Here is a 17869-nt window from a genome sequence, read left to right as displayed (position 1 = left end):
TTGTACTGTCTACTTGACGGGGAGCAGTTCATAAAAGGATGGCCTTAAAACTTGCCGTTACAGACAACCCGGAGAACCGTATCATAAGTAGAAGTACGAATCATTGAACCAACTGGGAACGATAGCATCATGACAAAACGGCAGTCGGCCACCCATTCGGTTACCGTTGTTTATTGAAGTAATGGGTAGGAAAGTACCAATATGTGGTATTATGGTGGATATGTCCACATTGTTTTTAGTCTATCAGATGCAACATTATGAAACAGTGCTTTATTAAAGGAGTTGTATAAAATGAATGAAAATAAAGGTACGGAAATAAAACGTTCTTCAAAAGCAGAAAACATTCTACTTCAGATCAATAGTAAAACTATGTTAGGCGACTTAAGAAAAATCGCAAAGGACATTAAAAAAGATCATGAACTAGCCATGGAACTTTGGTCAACCGAGGAGTATTTGCCCAGATTATTAGCAATCTTAATTATGGATAAAAAACTTCTTTCACAAGAAGTGCTAAATAAACTTGATAAGGATATGCTGACTCACGCTTTTGATGAGAGAAATAACTTAATGGATTGGTTAATGGCTAATCAGCTCTCCAAAGACAAGAAGACAATTGCATTGATGGAGTCATGGGAAAATAGCCCTTCTGCTCTTCAAAGACGAGTTTTCTGGTATTATCAAGCGCGATTGAGATGGACTGGACAAACACCGCCTGATAACACCGCAGAATTAATCTCTACAATAGAAGCTAATATTACGCAGGAAGAACCGGAAGTTCAATGGGCTATGAATTTCACCGCAGGCTGGATAGGCGTTTATGATGAAAAGAATCGTGCACGTTGTATTAAACTTGGTGAAAAAACGGGTCTTTACAAAGATGAAATGGTATCAAAGGGATGTACACCTGACTACTTACCGGAGTTTATTACAATTGAAGTTAACAAACGACAAAATAATTAGTTACCTTTTTTCAATGAATTATTGAGAAAATAGGATTAAGCTATCGGGGAACGTTAGCTCAAAGTGAGGAGGGAGTAATGTGGCAACTGGGGATTTTTTCATATTCAGTTTACTTCTTATGATCATAATCATCATCCTTTTGATTCTCAATTTGGTTATGTGGAATAGACAGCTTAGAAAAAGTAAAGATTTAGATGATGCAATATACAGACTGATCGAAATAAGTAAATCGAACTCTAAGCAGAAAAACATTATAGATAAGTCTGTCTGATTGTGAATTACGCTAACGGATATGAAGGTAAAGCGGTGGAAGCGATCCACCGCTTGTTTTACATTGCCGATTGCAGGGCCAAAATGACAACACTTATCGAAGGAGATATTTTTTGCATGGACGAAAAAAAAGTTTTACAGTACTCTTTTTATCAGATCCTATTTATGGTAATTTAATTAGGTAGCAGCTAATAAAATTAACCAGTGCTTAAGGGGGCATTTGATGCTTGAATGGGCATTGCGGCAAGTAATGGCCGATCGCGGGATTTGGACTGGAGTAGCTTTAGCGCGACTGTTGAAACTAAAAGCGAATTACAGCCTGTCTGGTGCTTCCATTAGCGGTTTATTAAATAGCGAACCACGGCAAATGAAATCCGAGACTATGGATGCACTTTGCACAGCTTTGGAATGCACCCCCAATGACTTATGGGTACACACTTCCCCTCAAAAAGTGAAAGGGGGTTAGACATGTCGGTAAAGAGCATTCTGCCTTTTGGAGATCCGATTTTGCGTAAAATAGCTAGGCCAGTGACTGAGATCAATGGAAGAACGATAAAACTTCTTAATGACATGGCTGAAACCTTGTATGCTGATGACGGACGTGCTGGTCTTGCCGCACCTCAAGTAGGAGTCCTGAAAAGATTGATTGTCATGGATTGCGGAAATGGACTTATAGAACTAATAAATCCTGAGATATTAGAAATGAATGGTGAACAATACGGTTCCGAAGCTTGTTTGTCTTTTCCCGGTTATTACGGAATTGTTAAGAGATCTCTTACCGTTATGGTAAAAACATTAAACCGCCGAGGGGAGTCCATTATTTTTAAAGGAGAAGGTTACCTAGCCCGATGCATCCAACATGAGATCGACCATTTAAACGGCGTTTTATTTGTTGATCATGTTCGAGAAGACTGGTTGATTCATGAACGAACAGAACAAAAGATTAACTTGTTAGATGTTATTCGATTAACTAACCAGGGTTAATAAGGCGGATTTTACGTTATCGGAGAACGATAGTTAAATAAACGACGAAATGAAGTTGTCGGTGTTGACCGGCAGCTTCATTACGTTAACGGGGGTAGGGCATGGAAATTAAAATACGGGAAATTGCAGCAGATGAATATAGCGAAGTTGTTGTTTTATGGAACGATGTACTTGGAGTGCATACGGTTACGGATGAGAACTTTCGCGTTACGATGGAACAGATGATCAAAGCCGGCAATTACAAAACGTTTGTAGCGTTACTTGAGAATCATGTTGTTGGTTTCATATCTATCGTTCATGGATTAGCTGTAGGGTCCGAAAATGGTTATCTGCATATAACCGGCCTTGCTGTTCATAAGGAATTACAGCGTCATAAGGTAGGCACTGAACTGCTACGATACACTGAAAATTATGCGAAGGACAATAGAATATCCAGCATTATTCTATGTACCGGGATGAAGCGAACCAATGCCCATGCTTTTTATGAGCGCAATGGCTATGACAAAGATTCATTTTGTTTTGATAAGATTATTAACTTGACTAATGAATAACCATACTTAATAAATGTAACGATATCTGAAGGATACGCAAATCTTATAAATGTTATCGGCGCTTGTTGTGGCTCAGGCCTTCTCCAAACACAGCGAGACCATGTGATTGATACCAGATCTGCGAGACTGCTTGGGGGATAGGGACTTGCGTTTGTACTCCGTGAACCCCAGCTTCTCATACAATCGAATGGCCGGGATATTGGTATCGGCGACCTCTTCGATAATAAAGTTACGGTACGGCAAATGATCCAGCATATGTAGAATAACCGCCGAAGCCGCTCCTTGGCCGCGGAAGGATAAGGCAGTACCGATGAATTCCACCGAGCCCGTTTCGGATGGCGGGTCGACAAACGGCTTTTGGAACTCCCTCTTCAGAATGAGTGCAGCCATCGAGCCCTTGAACCAGCCCAGGTGCCGACGGAGCGGTGCGCTCTGAAGTTCTAGGGAGAAGTTCCGACAGTCCGTGCATGCGCCGAAGGCTGCCACCCGATCGCCGGCGAGCGCCACATAAAATTGATCCAGCACGAACATATGGGCGAACGCGTTTACGATGACATCCCGGTCTCTAGAGAAATACGTGAGCCACTGGGAGAAGCCGTCGGCGAAAATTTCCGCCATCTGGTGTCTGACCTCTCCTCCAGCGCGGTCTGCCCGGACAACCTCAAATGCGCCTGAGTGCTTCACAACGTTTCACCTTCCTTTTCGAATACTAAGGTCAAGAGCGATCTCGACGGCATTGAAAATTTTTCCTCCAGCATCATCTTCATCATCGCAAGTCCCTGAATGGAGGAAAAGAAATATTGCGCCATCTCAAAAGCGTTCCCTTCTCGGAGCTTGCCTTGTCGCTGCCCCTGGATGATGAGCTCGGCAGTCGCTTGCAGCAGATCGGTATGGATCTGCTTGAGAGCCGCTTTCCACCCGTCCGTCTCCGTGGAGAAGAAGGATTGCGTCATCAGCAGTAAGAGGTGTCCCAAGTCATCGCCGGAAGACAGATCGAGATATACCTCGTTTGCGAATCGTGCCAGTTCCTCAGCAGGCTCATCGCTGGTCTGAAATTTGACGATCAGCGTCTCAAGTCCGGCCATGGCGAACTGCACCAATTCCTCGAATAGCTGATCCTTTGTTTTGTAATGGCGGTACAGCAGACCGGTGCTAATGCCAGCCTGGTCGGCAATATGCTGCACATTGGTGGAGCCGTATCCTTGACGAACGAATAGCTGCATCGCTGCTGTCTGGATTTTGGTGCGAGTTGCAAGGCGCATGGCTTCGTATTGTTCAGGTGTACGGGGCATTTGGGTTGCTCCTTTAATGAATGAAATTTTATTCATTATAAAATCAAGGATGCAAATTGTCAACATGTAACGTGGACTGGAATGGAGTGTACCGGCTATGATCTGTAGAGAAACAACAGCCAGAGGATTACTATAAAGAAAATGAAGATTTCCACTTGAACCTTACGTAACGTAATGATTTATTATAAACGAAACAGTAGGATGGAACGCGGGCCAACGGCCATATAAATCGAACAAAGTAAATTCAAAATCGGAGGAGAAACGGACATGAGAAAACTCGTATTGTTTATGCATGTGTCGCTGGACGGGTATGCGTCGGATTCGAACGGGGGACTCGATTGGATTCCGTACAACGAGGAATTAGAGAAATACGCCGAGGAGATCGTGGCCGAAGTCGGAGCTCCCGTTTACGGACGCACGACGTATCGCATGATGGAGAGCTATTGGCCCACGATGCTGAACAATCCGAACGCGTCGAAGCACGATATGGAGCATGCCAACTGGCTGCAGGATGTTAAGAAGATCGTCATTTCCGGCACGATGGACAAGGTGGAATGGAACAATACGATGCTGATCAAGGATAATATCGCAGAGGAAATCAAGGTGCTCAAGGAGCAGCCTGGCAAAAATCTCGTTATCTTCGGCAGCCCGGGAGCGGCAAAGACGCTGCTTGAGCTCGGCCTGATCGACGAATTCCTGCTTACAATTTGTCCGGTCGTCCTCGGCGGCGGAAAATCGGTATTCGACGGCGGCGGCGAGAAAACCAGGCTCAAGCTGCTGTCCAGCCGAACGTTCAAGTCGGGCATTATCGCGACCCGTTATGAGTTGGAGAAATAACATACAAGGTGTTTCGCCAACGCGGAACGACTGCACCATAACATAACGGCGACCGGTCTATCGGTTGCCGTTGTTTGTTGAACGGGAAGGATAGTGTAACATTTACTGTCATTGGTACGTTCTAAAAGCAAAACCAGTTTGGGAGGTGCAGAATGATCAAATGGAATCCTATTGGAATTTACTTATTAGTATTTCTTTTGATTTTGAGTGGTTGCGGTCAATCAAGGGACGTTGATCATGCAACCGCAGTGAAGTCTGATCAAGCCCCACCGTCTAAAGATGGAGTCAGCAGTCAAGCGTCTTGGCCATATCCTTTCGTTCATTGGGGTAATGGTCAGACGTATAGGATTACCAATACAATCGTCGAGAATGATGAAGTAGGAAGCGAGATCGGGCAAGTTAAAAGGGATATCTCTAGTTTTGATTTGATTTCGATCAAAGATGGCGTTATTGAACAACCTTATGTGAAACAGGATGGAGATAGTAACGCTCTAGCGGTAGGTAGCAAGATATATGCGTTTAAAGACGAAGATGACAGAGACGTTATTGTTGTGAATCATAATGATAAATATGTTAAAGCGCTCAATACAGTGCGATGTCCTGAAGGTCAATGTATAGATATATCGGGAGAAACGGATGATTCCGATCCAGAAAGAGAAATGGGAGAAATTTATCAGCTCGCTTTAGACGCTTATTTACCGCTCTGGAAGGGACTTATTGATGACATGAAGTATATCGCCATTGATATGAGCAACTTAACGGATTTATCTGATAAAAATAAAAAGCAGATATTAGAGTATTTTAGTAAATATAACGTGGACATAATGGACAGCAACTTGGAGCAATTGGAGGAGAAAGGTCTAGTTAAGGATGCTAGTTCAATCGATGGCGTTTTACTTAGAGTGGAGAGCACCGAAATCATGGAAAATAAGGTTACCATCAAAGGTTCCGTATACAAGTCCGCAAAAGGTGCGATTGGAACATTGGTCGAAGTAGAGTTCCTAAACGGAAAATGGCAAGTTACCAAAGCCAACGATACATGGATAAGTTAACAAGGGAGCCAGTGCTTATAAAAGAAATAGCAGAAACAAATATACATCAAGATAAAGCGAATACGGGGAGCGGTGAAATCAAATTGAAAGATATTTTTGCAATTAAACAGGCAACCGATCGTTTGGGAGCAGAGGAATTGAAGCCTTATCTGCAGTTTATTTTGGCAGAAATCAAGTTGATGAAGGAGCAGGAAGATACGCTTGAAGCAGCGGCTTCCAAACTGATTGAGCTGTATGACGAGTTGATGGGGCTTCAGGAAAAAAGAGCGGTCTGGAGGCCAGTACCGACTTGTACCCATGTCCATATCGTTATCGGGGATTCCTTTGCGGGGAGCATGAAACAGGCATTAAAAGGACTAGGCTGCACGGAAACGCACAAACTGATATCGTTAAGGGAAAATTACGCGATTGGCCCGATCTACGGTCTGGACTTACCTGAAGGACGTATGGCACGCGGCGATTGGTTCCGCAACAATATTACGGAAGCTTTCGAAGCTTACACTGAATTCGAAAATGAATACAATGAGCTCTTAGAAAAGATAGGACAAATTCCGGAACAGGCGGAAATCATCGTTTGGACCAGTGGCAATACATGCGAGCAGGCAGGAATGAGACACGCGCTTTATCTGCTTCGCAACAAAAGAAACGCCATTTCCGTAAATGACGCATGCGCATTTTGTGAGGAGCTTTATAACCGACCAGATGCATACATGGAGTATAGGCATTCGGGAGAAATTCCTTCGGACAAACTACAGAAAGCGATCATTCAACTGGAGGGCAAAGGTAAGTTGTGCACTGCTGATATCGCGGGGCTGGTACGGGAATGGAAGAAGCTCACGGAACAAACAGGAACGCTGCGCATTTGGCAGGACAACGACGTTCTTGAGGTGTCAGCAGAATATTTTGATCAATACCTGCTAGAGAAGCTGGACGGTCTTAAGCCACCTGTGAAAGATAACGGCTTCCTGAAGTCGGCACGTTTAATTGGAGAGGCGATTGGTTATTGCGAGCAATATATCGGGGATTCTTATTTTGAATATCGGCTAAGGGAGCTGATCTATGATGGAGTTCTCGAAATAAAAGGCGTACCCGCCGCGATGCGTTATTACAGCGTCAGACGCAAACAGCATGAAATGAATCCAGTGAAAAAACCTTAACAAGCCCAGTACGATCACATGCAACTAGGGGTTGCGGGGCCACGCAACCAAAGCGGTCTTTACTTCTGCAAGGGGTTAATCCAATATAGGCTTATAAATTGCAGAAAGGTAGTTGCGGCTATGATCTTTGGAGAGAAGTTGAAAACGGAAAGAAATAAGAAAGGCTGGTCTCAAGAAGAACTTGCTGAGAAACTGTTTATAAGCAGACAGTCGGTTTCGAAATGGGAGAATGGCCAGAACTACCCAGGCATTGAAATCATAATTAAAATAAGCGATCTGTTTGGGGTAACTATCGATGAGTTATTAAAGAGTGACGAAGAGTTGACAAAAAAGGTGATAAAAGAAAGTAAGCAATTAGCCCATCCGAAGATAAAGTTTTTATTTGATTTCTTCGTTTTAGTGGGCTTAGCGCTGTTGGTAATCAAACTCGTTGTCCTCTTCCTAAACAAAGTAACGCCACTCGAGATTACACTGTATGGCGGATCATTTTTTTGGAACTTCGGTTCTTTGTTTTTAATGATAGCTGGGGGAATCGGCTCAAGTATCCTAAAAGAAAAATATAAACAAGACTAAGATGAAGGACCTAGTTATCAAGCGGTCGTTCACCGAATCAGGAGGCGAGAGAACGTGTCGAACAGGGACAAAGAGAAACAGGCTCTGGAGAAAGCGAAGGTGTATGAAACAGACGAAATCATAACGACGAAAGTGTACAAGGTCAGCCCGGAGCAGAAAGAGGAACTCAATCGTTTATCAACTGAGAGGCTCGAAAAGCTACGCGAGGAGGCAATACCGAATATCCGCGAGCGGTACGACCAGTTAGTCAAGCTTCGGCAACAACAATCAAAGGCCGACGAGGGTCGCAAACCTCCGGGGGAGTCCGCACGATAGAGCTCTTGCACTCCATAAACGATCCGTGCAAATCTATAAGCCCTTTTCTCACAAAATGAAGAGAAAAGGGCTTTTTGCTGTTTTATTTTGTTTTCGGAGTGTAAAAACAGCATAAAAACGCAATAGAAATGTTAAAAATACGTAAAATAACGCAAAAACTCTTGAAGTAAGCGTAGGAGAGCTCTATAATCAAAATTGTTAAACGAACCTAAGACTAACGAAACGAGGAGACATAAATGGACAACGGCGGACGCATTAAAGCGGTCATATTCGATTGGGCAGGAACGGTAGTGGATTACGGCTGCTTCGCTCCTATGCATGCTTTTCTGAACGCATTCGAGCAAGAGGGAGTACCGATTACGAATCGGGAAGCGAGAGAACCGATGGGGATGCTCAAGCGGGATCATATTCAGACGATCCTTAAAATGGATAGAGTCAAGAAGGCGTGGACGGAGCGACATGGCAAAGAGCCAGGGATCCAGGATGTCGATCGTTTATATGCCGGATTCGAAAGCACGCTGATGGAGTCGCTGAAACAATATACCGATCCTATCCCGGGGGCTCTGGAAGCAGTCGAGAAGCTGCGGGCTGCCGGACTGATCATCGGTTCGACGACCGGCTACACGAAGGGGATGATGGAGGTCATCGTGCCGGAAGCGCGGCGAAAGGGCTACTCGCCGGACTACATGGTAGCTTCGGACGAGGTGAGGGCGGGAAGACCCTATCCGTACATGATCTTTCAGAACATGAACGAGCTTGGCGTATTTCCTCCGGAATCTGTTGTTAAGGTTGGGGACACTTTATCGGACATCCACGAAGGAAAAAATGCGGGTGTATGGACGATTGGCATTATTATGGGCAGCAGCGAGCTGGGCTTGACGCAGGCGGAAGTGCAGGATATGGACGAGGACGAGCTGAAGGCAAGGAAGGATGAAGTCAGGCGCACGTTCGAAAAGGCGGGAGCGGACTATATTATTGACTCCATCTCGCAACTGCCCGGGGAGATTGCAACGCTGGAACGCAATAGATTGGCGAGGGGATTGTAATGAACTCTTTTTACAACCCGGTAGCGATCTACTTCGGTCAAGAATCCGTGCAGGCTTGCGCGGAGCAAGTACGCAAACAATGTTCGCTCTTCAGCCGGGTATTGATTTTGACTAGAGGCGGCGGCGTGGATCGTAACGAATTGCTGGCGCCGTTAATAGATGCTCTTGAAGGCAAGCATACAAGAGTGCTTGAAGTCACGCTCAACAATCCGGATATCGCGGATATTTATAAATTGCTCCAGAGCGTAGGCGACTTTGACTATCAGATGATCATCGCGATCGGCGGCGGCAGCGTCATGGATGCGGCGAAGGCGCTCTCGGCCCTGCAACACGCGCAAATCAATAGCCCTGCGGACGTAAGGGAGTACATTACGAACGAGATGTATGCGAACAAGCCGTCGCTCGCGCCTTGGATCGGTATTCCTACCACATCCGGGACGGGCTCCGAGGTGACATGCTGGGCGACGGTGTGGGATGAGGAACGCGGCTGCAAATATTCGGTCTCGGACAAGAGACTGTTTGCGGATGCTGCGCTTATTTTGCCGGAGCTGACCGTAACGATGCCGCTCCGCTTAAGCGTGGCCACCGCGTTGGACGCGATGTGCCATGCGACCGAAGCGTACTGGTCCGTGCATTCCAATCCGATCTCCCGCGCTTACGCGCTGCAGGCGATCGAACGGATTCGCGAGGCGCTTCCCCAGCTTAAGGAGAATCCGAATGATCTGGACAGCAGAGAGAAGCTGTCGCTCGGAAGCGTGTTGGCCGGACTCGCGTTCAGCAATACCAAGACGACGGCATGCCACTCGATCTCCTATCCGCTAACGCTGCTTCACGGTATCGATCACGGCATCGCGGCCAGCCTGTCGCTAGCCGTCGTTCTGAAACATAATTATGCAACTTTGATCGAGCCGCATAAGCTCCTTCGCGCTTTCGGAGCGGAAGATGCGGATGGCGTGCAACGATTTCTAAAATCCGTTTACGCCGCCTACGGTTTATCCGATTCCCTTAAGGCTTACGGCGTGGCGGAGCAAGATATCGAGACGATCGTGGCGCATGCGTACACCAAAGGCCGAATGGATAATAATCCGGCTGCCATTACGCCGGAAGAGTTGAATTTAATGTTGGCTTCATTGCTATAACACATAGCGTTAACAAATCCCGATTATGATGGAGGAGTATTGAAATGAAAAAGGCATTATCGTTCGTTCTTACTTTGGTTCTCGTGGGGCTTCTCGCCGCATGCGGCGGCAATGGAGCCGGAGACAACGGTGGTTCGGCTTCTTCCGGATCCAAGGACACGATCACGATGGTCTGGTATCCTAACGAATCCGGCGCGGAGCTCAAGGGCGCGCGGGACGAATTCTCTCGCATTATCGAAGAAGCGACGGGCAAGAAGGTCGAGCATCAAACGACAACGGACTACATTATCGCAATCGAAGCCATGGCTAACGGCAATGCCGACATTGGATACATGGGCGCGCAAGGTTACGTAGAAGCCAACGCGAAGAGCGACAAGGTGCAACCGCTGTTCGTGCAGAGCGGCGAGTCCGGCACCCTTGACGATGCCGTATATTACAGCTGGCTGGCGGTCAAGAAAGGCGAAGAGGACGCTTATAAGAGCGGCAGCGAGTTCTCGATCGACAACATCGCCGGCAAAAAGTTTTCGTTTGTATCCAACTCGTCGACTTCCGGCTTTAAAGTGCCTTCCGCGGGTATCGTAAACCACTTTAGCCAAATGGAAAAGTTCAAAGAGCTTACGGCGGAAGACCTGCTGCAAGGCGGCAGCGACAAAGTATTTACAGAAGTTTTGTTTGGCGGCTCGCATCAAGGTTCCGCGGTCAATCTGTTGACAGGCAAGTCCGATGTCGCGGCATTTTGCGACACGTGCGTAGCCAACTATGTGGAATTGGTATCCGGCGACGCGAACAAGCCGGGCTCGGTCTACAAGGTAAAAGAAGGCGCGGAGGAGCCGTTTAATACGATTACCGGCCAGGAATTCGTCCTGATCTCCGTTACGCCGGTACTGAACCAGCCGTTTGCGATCAATACCGATACGCTTAGCGCCGACGACCAGAAGAAGCTGCTCGAGCTGTTTACATCCGATGCGGTAACGAACAACGAAAAAATATTTTTGCCGAAAGACGCGGAAGGTACAGCTATCTTTAAGAAAAAGTCGGGCGAAGAGAAATTCGTGGCCGTTGAAGATGCGTTCTTTGACCCGGTAAGAGAATTGTCGGGCAACTAATTTGGGATAGCTACGCCATGGAAAACGTCTACTAGCGCATGAATAAGAAATGAGGAATTAACATGAGGACGCTGCTCGAATTCAAGCATGTATCCAAACAATACGGCTCGGAGACGCGCGCGTTGTCGGATGTTAACTTCGCTGTGAAGGAAGGGGAGTTCGTTTCAATCATCGGTCCTTCGGGAGCGGGGAAATCGACTCTCCTTCGCTGCATTAATCGCATGATTGACGCCAGCAGCGGAGAAATCGTCTTTGACGACGCAAGCGTATTGGCATTGAACAAAAATGAGCTTAAGAAGCTGAGAACCCGGATCGGCATGATCTTTCAACATTATAATCTCGTCAACAGGCTCAGCGTAATCGAAAACGTTCTGCATGGCAGGCTCGGCTACAAGTCGACTATCGCCGGGGTGCTGGGCCTGTACACCAAAGAGGAGAAGGCGCAGGCTTACCGTCTTCTGCAGGTGCTCGGGCTGCAAGAGCAAGTGTATAAGCGTTGCGACCAGCTTAGCGGCGGTCAAAAGCAAAGGGTCGGCATTGCGCGGGCGCTTGTGCAGGATCCGAAAATGCTGCTTTGCGACGAGCCGATCGCTTCGCTCGACCCCAATTCGTCCAAAGTCATCATGGAGCATCTGCGCGATATTTGCTCCAAGATGGGAATCACGGTCGTCGTGAACCTGCATCAGGTCGATGTAGCGATGAACTATTCGGATCGCATTGTCGGGGTCAATAAAGGAACGGTCGTTTATGACGGTCCGCCTGCCGGACTGACGAAGGAAAAGCTTCGCGCGATCTATGGCGCCGATTATGACAAGCTTACGGAAGAGGAAGGCGGTCGCCATGTCGGGTAGCTTTTTCCTTCGCAAACGGCTCAACACGTTGTTTTTCTGCGCGCTTGTGCTCGCGCTTACCATCATTGCGATCATCATTACGGAGTATGATGTCGTTAAAGGGTTTACTTCCGTCCCCAAGGCGGCGGAATGGGCGGTCAGCAATTTTGTCCCGAATGAAAAGGCGTTGGATAAGCTGCCGGACATTATCGACAAACTGCTCGAAACGCTGCTGGTATCAATCGCGGCGACCAGCACGGCTGCGGTATTCGCGCTTGTCTTTGCCGTGTTAGGCTCTCAGAAGACGGGCATCGGAGGCCCGTTTAGTATGGTCAGCCGCTGGATCGCCACCGTGTTCCGCAATATCGACGTCGCGGCATGGTCGATGATTCTGCTGTTTTCTTTCGGCCAGAACGTGCTCACCGGATATTTGGCGCTGTTCTTCTGTTCCTTTGGTTTTCTGACACGCGCGTTTATGGAGTCGATCGACGAGATGAGCATGAGCTCCGTCGAGGCGCTTCGGGCAACGGGAGCGGGTTATATCCATATTGTGGCGCATTCGGTCATCCCGTCGAGTCTGCCGCAGTTGATCAGCTGGGTGCTGTTTACAATCGAGACCAATATTCGGCAAGCGACTTTAATCGGAATATTAACAGGGACCGGAATCGGCTTCTTGTTTAACCTATATTACAAAAGCTTGAATTACGCTTCGGCCTCCCTAGCCGTCATCGCGATCGTCGTCGCCATCATGATCATCGAATCGGTCTCGAATTACGTCAGGAGAGTGATCATGTAAGATGCATGCCAACACCAACATACCGGCCAAGCCGTTTAACAAATCATCTTTTGTTATCCGAATGACATTGCTGATGCTTGTCACGCTTACGCTGTTCGGCTTGCTGACGTTCGATTACAAGGATCTGGTATTATCGGAAGCGATCCGCAAGACGGGGGATACGCTGGGGACGATGCTGATCGAGCCGCATGCCAAACATTTCACCTTCGGCGAGGCTCTCGGGCAAGTCACCATCACCATCGGACTTGCGTTCCTGACGACGCTGTTCGGAGCGGTCATCGCGCTGTTTCTTGCTTTACTTACGGCGCGCAATCTGTCCCGTCCCGCTGTCTCGCTCGCGATCAAAAGCGTTGTAGCCTTTATACGCGCCGTGCCTACCGTGTTATGGGTGTTGATCTTCGCCGTAGCCGCGGGACTTGGCAGTGTTGCCGCCGTCATCGGCATGACCTTTCATTCCATCAGCTATCTGGTCAAAGCCTACTCCGAGTCGATCGAGGAGCTGGAAGACGGCGTCATCGAAGCGCTTCGCGCCAGCGGAGCGGGATGGTGGCAGATCGTATTCCAGGCGGTGCTGCCGTCTTCGATCTCGTATATCATTTCCTGGACGTTCGTGCGGTTCGAAATCAATTTCGCCGTAGCGGTGGCTATGGGTGCAGCTGCGGGAGCAGGCGGCATCGGATTCGATATGTTCATGGCCAGCAACTTCTATTTCGATATCCGCGAGATCGGCTTTATTACGTATATGATTTTGGCGTTCGCGATCCTTCTGGAGCTTCTTGCAAGATGGATTAAAAGAAAGCTGGCAGTCAACGCTTAAGGGTAAGATACAGCCGCTCATGTTTGGGTGCGCTGTATTTTGCGTGTCTTTATAACGGTAAAAAGAAGCAAAAAGTAGTACAAAAAACTAAAATAGTTGAGGAGCTCGTAGCGGGCATGTATACTAGAGGGAGAAGAAGCGGAATTGATGGCGGGAGCGGGGGATAAAGTGCTGCAGGAAGAACGTTATAAGAAGATTCAGGAGATACTGAAGCAGAATGATTCCGTCAAGGTGACGGAGCTCGTTAGCGTCCTTAACGTGTCGATCGATACGGTCAGGCGCGATCTGGAAAATATGGAGACGAAGAAGCTGCTAAAGCGCGTGCACGGCGGCGCCATCCTGCCCGAGGAGCGGGGCGACCAGAACGTCTTCTCCTATCGCGAGAGCAAGAACAAGGAGAAAAAGGTCGAGCTTGCGCAGCTCGTATGCGAACACGTTTCGGAAGGACAAGCCATTGCGTTAAACGCGGGAACGACTAATCTGGAAATCGCCAAGAAGCTGGCGGAACGCTTCGAGCGACTGACGATCATCTCGAACGGTCTGCGCATTATCGAGCAATTCGCGAACAAGCCGGGCTTTACGGTCATTGTGCCAGGCGGCGTGCTGGATCAGCAGGAGTATGCGCTGTACGGCAAAAAGTGCGAAGAGGATATCGCGGGCTACAATATCGATCTGGCTTTTATATCCATCAACGCGATTTCCGTGACCAAAGGACTGACCGACTTCCGCATCCACGAGATCGATATTATCAAAGCGATCATGAGCAGCGCCAGACAGACGATCGTCGCGGCGGATTCCAGCAAATTCGAGAAGGTGTCGTACCTGAACGTATGCCCGCTGGATCACGTCGACATGATCATGACGGATTCCACGATCAACGAAGACGTCGTGAGAAAATATAAAAATTCGGGGATTAAGGTCGTTTACCCGCAAAACTGATTTACGCCGTCCGATTGGACGGAGAATGACGGAAAGCGTATTTGTCGCCGTTTCCAAGCGGTGTCGAATACGCTTATTTTTTTGTGAAAAAACGCATCACATTTTAAGCGCCTTCACCAATGTGCAATATTTAGCGGCAATATTCGATGTGAAATATTAAGATACTGCAAAAACATGTAATTTATATTGCTTATAATTGCCGTTTTTCTATATACTCAGTTTGGGGCAAAACCCATATACCCAAAAGGAGTGGATTAAAATCATGATTGTCAGAAAATCGCTGGCGGTTTGGATGCTGGTCATTGCCATTGCAGCGCAATGCTTTGGAGCGATCTCGGCTGTATCTGCGGAGACGGACGCTCCGCAAGGCCTGCTCTTTGACCCGGCGAAACAAAACTCCATCGCTTTAAACGCGATGCTGGAAGGTGTTCCGGCCACTTTCGAGATGCGAGCGAAATTCGCGGCCAATCCAGGCGTGCGGCAAGTACTGTTCGGCAATTACCGGGCAGGGGCCGGCACGCAATTTAGCCTTGAGCTTAAGGCCGACAACCAGTTCAGATATTATGAGATTTCGAACGGCGGCAAGCTGATCGACAAATCGACGACGGGCTTGTCTATTACGACAGGTCAATGGACTCATCTGGCCATCATACGCGACGCAGCAAACAAAAAGATCGATGTGATTCAGGACGGAACGGTGGTAGCGGCCTTTGAAAATGTCGATCTGCCGGAGCAGGTCGTTATGGAAAGCATTCATAGCATCGGCACCGATACGAGAAATGGCTATCACGTCAGAGCTGAAATTGCGGAAGTAAGGCTGTGGAGCGACGTGCGATCGATGGACGAGCTTCGCGACAATGCCGATGCGGATATCCAAGGCGACGAAGAGGGACTTATGCATGCATGGACGCTCGACGATTCGTCGCTTAACGGGATTATGAACGTCATCCGGGACAAGGCCGGCAAGATTGACGGCACGCCAAGAGGCTTCGAACGGCAATACGCGAGCGAGTTCCAAGGCACGGGGACAAACTTTGCGGGCGGCCTCGAGATCGCGACAAAAAATCATGTGGCTGCGGCTCCGCGCACGTTGGAGGCATGGGTAAACGTTCCGGCGAATACGCCGAGCGGCCAACGCGTGGGCGTCATTATGGGCAATTACGAAAATGCCTCGTACAGCGACGTATCGCGATTCAGCTTCGAAATTTTCAACAACGGGGCTCCGAGATTGTTTTGGGTAAACCACAAAGATTATCAATTGAACTATGTGGCCAATAACGTGAACGTGAACGCGGGAGATTGGGTGCATATTGCGATGGCACTCGATGAAGAGAACAAAACGGGCACAACGTACATTAACGGCGAAAAAGTTCATGAAGAAACGCTCGCTATCCCGGAATTTCCAAAGGATACGACCTCCCGCGAGATGAAGATCGGCTCCGATTTCAGAGGGACCACGATGTCTTTTAAAGGGGAAATCGCGGATCTGCGGGTATGGTCGACCACCCGAACGGCCGAAGAAATCAAAGCGCATTACAAGGAGTCGCTGCAAGGAACAGAGGAAGGACTCATGGGCAACTGGAAGCTTGATACGGCCGAAAACGGCGTGTATTCGGACTCTTCGCCTTACGCAAACGACGCGCTGCCGTATGACGAAGTGACTTCGAACTGGCTGGCGCCCGATTTCGCGGAAGGCGATTACACGATCGCCGTCATTCCGGATACGCAATACATGGCCAGGCTGCATCCCCAAGCGATGAAAGATTACATGAAGTGGATGAAGGATCACGCCGACGACATGAACATCAAGCTGGCGATTAGCGTGGGCGATATCGTCGACACGCCTTCGAGCACGACGGAGTGGGCCGCGGCCGCCGACGCGTATGCCGAACTGGACGGGGTTATCCCGTACGTCCTGTTGCCGGGTAATCACGACGTCATCTTGAACAATGCGCAGCTGACCCGCAATTATACGAATTACAATCAATATTTCCCGTATAGCAAATATTCGCAGGAGCCGACTTTCGGAGGAGCCTTCGCCGAAGGCAAGATGGAGAATACGTACCATTTCTTCAACATTGGCGATGTGGAATATATGGTTCTTGCCATCGAATTTGCGCCTAACGACGCCGTGCTGGCTTGGGCAAACGAAGTCGTGGCGGCGAATCCGGACAAAAAGGTGATCATGTCGACGCATACCTATATGTATCACAACGGCGAGCAGATCAGCACCGATCACCATCATTATCCCAGCTCTTATATTAGCGATGCGAACAACGGCGACGATATGTGGAACGAATTCGTGAAAAAGCATGATAATATCGTGCTCGTCTTGTCCGGCCATATCGGCCATCCGGATCTGGTCGTAAAGAAGGATCTCGGCGAGCACGGCAATATCGTGCAGCAGGTTCTGGCGGATGCGCAATACATGGACCCGAGAGATCTCGGCATGATCATGCTCATGACGTTTAAGGAAGGCAGCGATAACGTGGACGTAAACTGGTACTCCGTAAAGAACGACCAGTTGTTCCGCGCGAAAAATCAATTCTCCATGGAGCTGAATCTGCATTCGGGAACGCCTGGAGAAGGGGGGCCTGACGAGGAAATTCGGCTGTCCGCCGCGGATCAATCGGTAAACAAGGGCAGCGTCTTTACGGTGCCGGTCACGATAGAGAAGGGGGCCAAGCTGGTCGGTTTGGAGGGAATCCTGAACTACGACTCCAGCCTGCTCGAGCTTGAAAGCTTCGAATTCGCGGTGTTCGACTCGACAAATGCGGTAAATGACGAGACACCGGGCAAGGTCGGCTTCGCGGGCATATCCGGCGACGCGCTGGCCACGGACGAAGCAACCGTGGTCGCAAACGCGACCTTCCGCGCGAAAGCGGATCTTTCAGCGGATGCAACGACGGCAATCTCGTTCGCCAGCGTGCGCGGCATCGTGCCAAGCGAGACGGGCGAATCGGAGTACGTTCCGATTCAAACGGACGATGCGGTCATCACGATCGTCAGCCGGGCTCCGGGCGATCTAAACGGCGACGACAGCTCCGATTTGCTTGATGCAAGAGCGATTCTGAAGCTCATCGTGTCGGGTGGAGGAAGCGAGGCTGTGCTTGCCAAGGCCGACATTAATCGTGACGGCACGGTTGACACGAACGACGTTCTGATGCTTCTGCAGATGATCGCGGACAAGCTGGCAGAGTAATGG

19 protein-coding genes are annotated in these 17869 nt (G+C 48.6%); 17 read left to right on the top strand and 2 right to left on the bottom strand.

Going from position 1 to position 17869, the window contains the following annotated elements:
* Positions 1 to 291: 291 nt before the first annotated feature.
* The 4 genes from B1748_RS28340 to B1748_RS28320 all read left to right on the top strand — a co-directional run bounded on the left by B1748_RS28340 (position 292) and on the right by B1748_RS28320 (position 2765).
* A complete protein-coding gene (locus B1748_RS28340) occupies positions 292 to 960 on the top strand; it encodes a DNA alkylation repair protein (RefSeq protein WP_087571322.1) in 669 nt (222 codons plus the stop codon).
* A gap of 493 nt (positions 961 to 1453) precedes the next feature.
* Positions 1454 to 1696 (top strand): helix-turn-helix domain-containing protein, encoded by a 243-nt coding sequence (locus tag B1748_RS28330; protein WP_087571320.1) that lies wholly within the window; start codon positions 1454 to 1456, stop codon positions 1694 to 1696.
* A gap of 2 nt (positions 1697 to 1698) precedes the next feature.
* The gene (gene def / locus B1748_RS28325; protein ID WP_087571319.1) at positions 1699 to 2214 is read left to right on the top strand and encodes a peptide deformylase; all 516 of its coding nucleotides are present in this window, start codon (positions 1699 to 1701) and stop codon (positions 2212 to 2214) included.
* Between the two features lie 101 nt (positions 2215 to 2315).
* Positions 2316 to 2765 (top strand): GNAT family N-acetyltransferase, encoded by a 450-nt coding sequence (locus B1748_RS28320; protein WP_087571318.1) that lies wholly within the window; start codon positions 2316 to 2318, stop codon positions 2763 to 2765.
* 72 nt (positions 2766 to 2837) lie between these two features.
* Here the strand turns inward: B1748_RS28320 and B1748_RS28315 are convergent, their stop codons facing one another.
* Both B1748_RS28315 and B1748_RS28310 read right to left on the bottom strand, forming a co-directional pair.
* Positions 2838 to 3449, bottom strand: coding sequence for a GNAT family N-acetyltransferase (locus B1748_RS28315; RefSeq protein WP_256975981.1), 612 nt, complete (start codon positions 3447 to 3449; stop codon positions 2838 to 2840).
* A complete protein-coding gene (locus B1748_RS28310; RefSeq protein WP_087571316.1) occupies positions 3446 to 4057 on the bottom strand; it encodes a TetR/AcrR family transcriptional regulator in 612 nt (203 codons plus the stop codon). Before B1748_RS28310 ends, B1748_RS28315 begins: the two co-directional genes overlap by 4 nt.
* A gap of 267 nt (positions 4058 to 4324) precedes the next feature.
* On the opposite strand from B1748_RS28310, the gene B1748_RS28305 reads away from it, so the two are divergent.
* The 13 genes from B1748_RS28305 to B1748_RS28245 all read left to right on the top strand — a co-directional run bounded on the left by B1748_RS28305 (position 4325) and on the right by B1748_RS28245 (position 17866).
* A complete protein-coding gene (locus tag B1748_RS28305) occupies positions 4325 to 4894 on the top strand; it encodes a dihydrofolate reductase family protein (RefSeq protein WP_087571315.1) in 570 nt (189 codons plus the stop codon).
* Between the two features lie 152 nt (positions 4895 to 5046).
* Positions 5047 to 5946: a hypothetical protein gene (locus tag B1748_RS28300; RefSeq protein ID WP_087571314.1), complete on the top strand. Its 900-nt coding sequence runs from the start codon at positions 5047 to 5049 to the stop codon at positions 5944 to 5946.
* Positions 5934 to 7103 (top strand): DUF1835 domain-containing protein, encoded by a 1170-nt coding sequence (locus B1748_RS28295; RefSeq protein ID WP_256975980.1) that lies wholly within the window; start codon positions 5934 to 5936, stop codon positions 7101 to 7103. The genes B1748_RS28300 and B1748_RS28295 overlap by 13 nt, the downstream gene beginning before the upstream one ends.
* A gap of 120 nt (positions 7104 to 7223) precedes the next feature.
* On the top strand, positions 7224 to 7676 hold the full coding sequence (locus B1748_RS28290) for a helix-turn-helix domain-containing protein (RefSeq protein WP_087571313.1): 453 nt from the start codon (positions 7224 to 7226) through the stop codon (positions 7674 to 7676).
* Positions 7677 to 7730: 54 nt separating this feature from the next.
* Positions 7731 to 7991 (top strand): hypothetical protein, encoded by a 261-nt coding sequence (locus B1748_RS28285; RefSeq protein ID WP_087571312.1) that lies wholly within the window; start codon positions 7731 to 7733, stop codon positions 7989 to 7991.
* A gap of 236 nt (positions 7992 to 8227) precedes the next feature.
* Complete coding sequence (phnX, locus tag B1748_RS28280; RefSeq protein WP_087571311.1) at positions 8228 to 9037, top strand: phosphonoacetaldehyde hydrolase; 810 nt, start codon at positions 8228 to 8230, stop codon at positions 9035 to 9037.
* Positions 9037 to 10176 carry a phosphonoacetaldehyde reductase gene (locus B1748_RS28275; protein ID WP_087571310.1) on the top strand — a complete coding sequence of 380 codons (1140 nt, stop codon included), beginning with the start codon at positions 9037 to 9039 and terminating at the stop codon, positions 10174 to 10176. The genes phnX and B1748_RS28275 overlap by 1 nt, the downstream gene beginning before the upstream one ends.
* Positions 10177 to 10220: 44 nt before the next feature.
* Complete coding sequence (locus B1748_RS28270) at positions 10221 to 11282, top strand: PhnD/SsuA/transferrin family substrate-binding protein (RefSeq protein WP_087571309.1); 1062 nt, start codon at positions 10221 to 10223, stop codon at positions 11280 to 11282.
* A 62-nt stretch (positions 11283 to 11344) separates the two neighbouring features.
* Positions 11345 to 12133: a phosphonate ABC transporter ATP-binding protein gene (gene phnC / locus B1748_RS28265; protein ID WP_087571308.1), complete on the top strand. Its 789-nt coding sequence runs from the start codon at positions 11345 to 11347 to the stop codon at positions 12131 to 12133.
* On the top strand, positions 12123 to 12908 hold the full coding sequence (locus tag B1748_RS28260; protein WP_087571307.1) for a PhnE/PtxC family ABC transporter permease: 786 nt from the start codon (positions 12123 to 12125) through the stop codon (positions 12906 to 12908). Before phnC ends, B1748_RS28260 begins: the two co-directional genes overlap by 11 nt.
* Before the next feature lies 1 nt (position 12909).
* The gene (locus tag B1748_RS28255) at positions 12910 to 13725 is read left to right on the top strand and encodes a PhnE/PtxC family ABC transporter permease (protein ID WP_087571306.1); all 816 of its coding nucleotides are present in this window, start codon (positions 12910 to 12912) and stop codon (positions 13723 to 13725) included.
* A 147-nt stretch (positions 13726 to 13872) separates the two neighbouring features.
* Entirely contained in the window at positions 13873 to 14664 is a 792-nt protein-coding gene (locus tag B1748_RS28250; protein WP_087571305.1) for a DeoR/GlpR family DNA-binding transcription regulator, read from the top strand.
* A 262-nt stretch (positions 14665 to 14926) separates the two neighbouring features.
* Positions 14927 to 17866, top strand: coding sequence for a LamG-like jellyroll fold domain-containing protein (locus B1748_RS28245; RefSeq protein WP_087571304.1), 2940 nt, complete (start codon positions 14927 to 14929; stop codon positions 17864 to 17866).
* Positions 17867 to 17869: the final 3 nt, after the last annotated feature.

Origin of the sequence: Paenibacillus sp. MY03 (assembly GCF_002165585.1) — a bacterium.
GTDB classification, from domain to species: Bacteria; Bacillota; Bacilli; order Paenibacillales; family Paenibacillaceae; genus Pristimantibacillus; species Pristimantibacillus agaridevorans.
This window is presented reverse-complemented; position numbering and strand designations above follow the sequence as displayed.

Coding starts and splice junctions, on each gene's coding strand:
- B1748_RS28250 (WP_087571305.1), top strand. CDS start 13,873: ATGGCGGGAGCGGGGGATAAAGTGCTGCAGGAAGAACGTTATAAGAAG.
- B1748_RS28330 (WP_087571320.1), top strand. CDS start 1,454: ATGCTTGAATGGGCATTGCGGCAAGTAATGGCCGATCGCGGGATTTGG.
- B1748_RS28245 (WP_087571304.1), top strand. CDS start 14,927: ATGATTGTCAGAAAATCGCTGGCGGTTTGGATGCTGGTCATTGCCATT.
- B1748_RS28290 (WP_087571313.1), top strand. CDS start 7,224: ATGATCTTTGGAGAGAAGTTGAAAACGGAAAGAAATAAGAAAGGCTGG.
- B1748_RS28320 (WP_087571318.1), top strand. CDS start 2,316: ATGGAAATTAAAATACGGGAAATTGCAGCAGATGAATATAGCGAAGTT.
- B1748_RS28255 (WP_087571306.1), top strand. CDS start 12,910: ATGCATGCCAACACCAACATACCGGCCAAGCCGTTTAACAAATCATCT.
- B1748_RS28310 (WP_087571316.1), bottom strand. CDS start 4,057: ATGCCCCGTACACCTGAACAATACGAAGCCATGCGCCTTGCAACTCGC.
- phnC (WP_087571308.1), top strand. CDS start 11,345: ATGAGGACGCTGCTCGAATTCAAGCATGTATCCAAACAATACGGCTCG.
- B1748_RS28270 (WP_087571309.1), top strand. CDS start 10,221: ATGAAAAAGGCATTATCGTTCGTTCTTACTTTGGTTCTCGTGGGGCTT.
- B1748_RS28340 (WP_087571322.1), top strand. CDS start 292: ATGAATGAAAATAAAGGTACGGAAATAAAACGTTCTTCAAAAGCAGAA.
- B1748_RS28295 (WP_256975980.1), top strand. CDS start 5,934: ATGGATAAGTTAACAAGGGAGCCAGTGCTTATAAAAGAAATAGCAGAA.
- B1748_RS28260 (WP_087571307.1), top strand. CDS start 12,123: ATGTCGGGTAGCTTTTTCCTTCGCAAACGGCTCAACACGTTGTTTTTC.
- phnX (WP_087571311.1), top strand. CDS start 8,228: ATGGACAACGGCGGACGCATTAAAGCGGTCATATTCGATTGGGCAGGA.
- def (WP_087571319.1), top strand. CDS start 1,699: ATGTCGGTAAAGAGCATTCTGCCTTTTGGAGATCCGATTTTGCGTAAA.
- B1748_RS28275 (WP_087571310.1), top strand. CDS start 9,037: ATGAACTCTTTTTACAACCCGGTAGCGATCTACTTCGGTCAAGAATCC.
- B1748_RS28300 (WP_087571314.1), top strand. CDS start 5,047: ATGATCAAATGGAATCCTATTGGAATTTACTTATTAGTATTTCTTTTG.
- B1748_RS28305 (WP_087571315.1), top strand. CDS start 4,325: ATGAGAAAACTCGTATTGTTTATGCATGTGTCGCTGGACGGGTATGCG.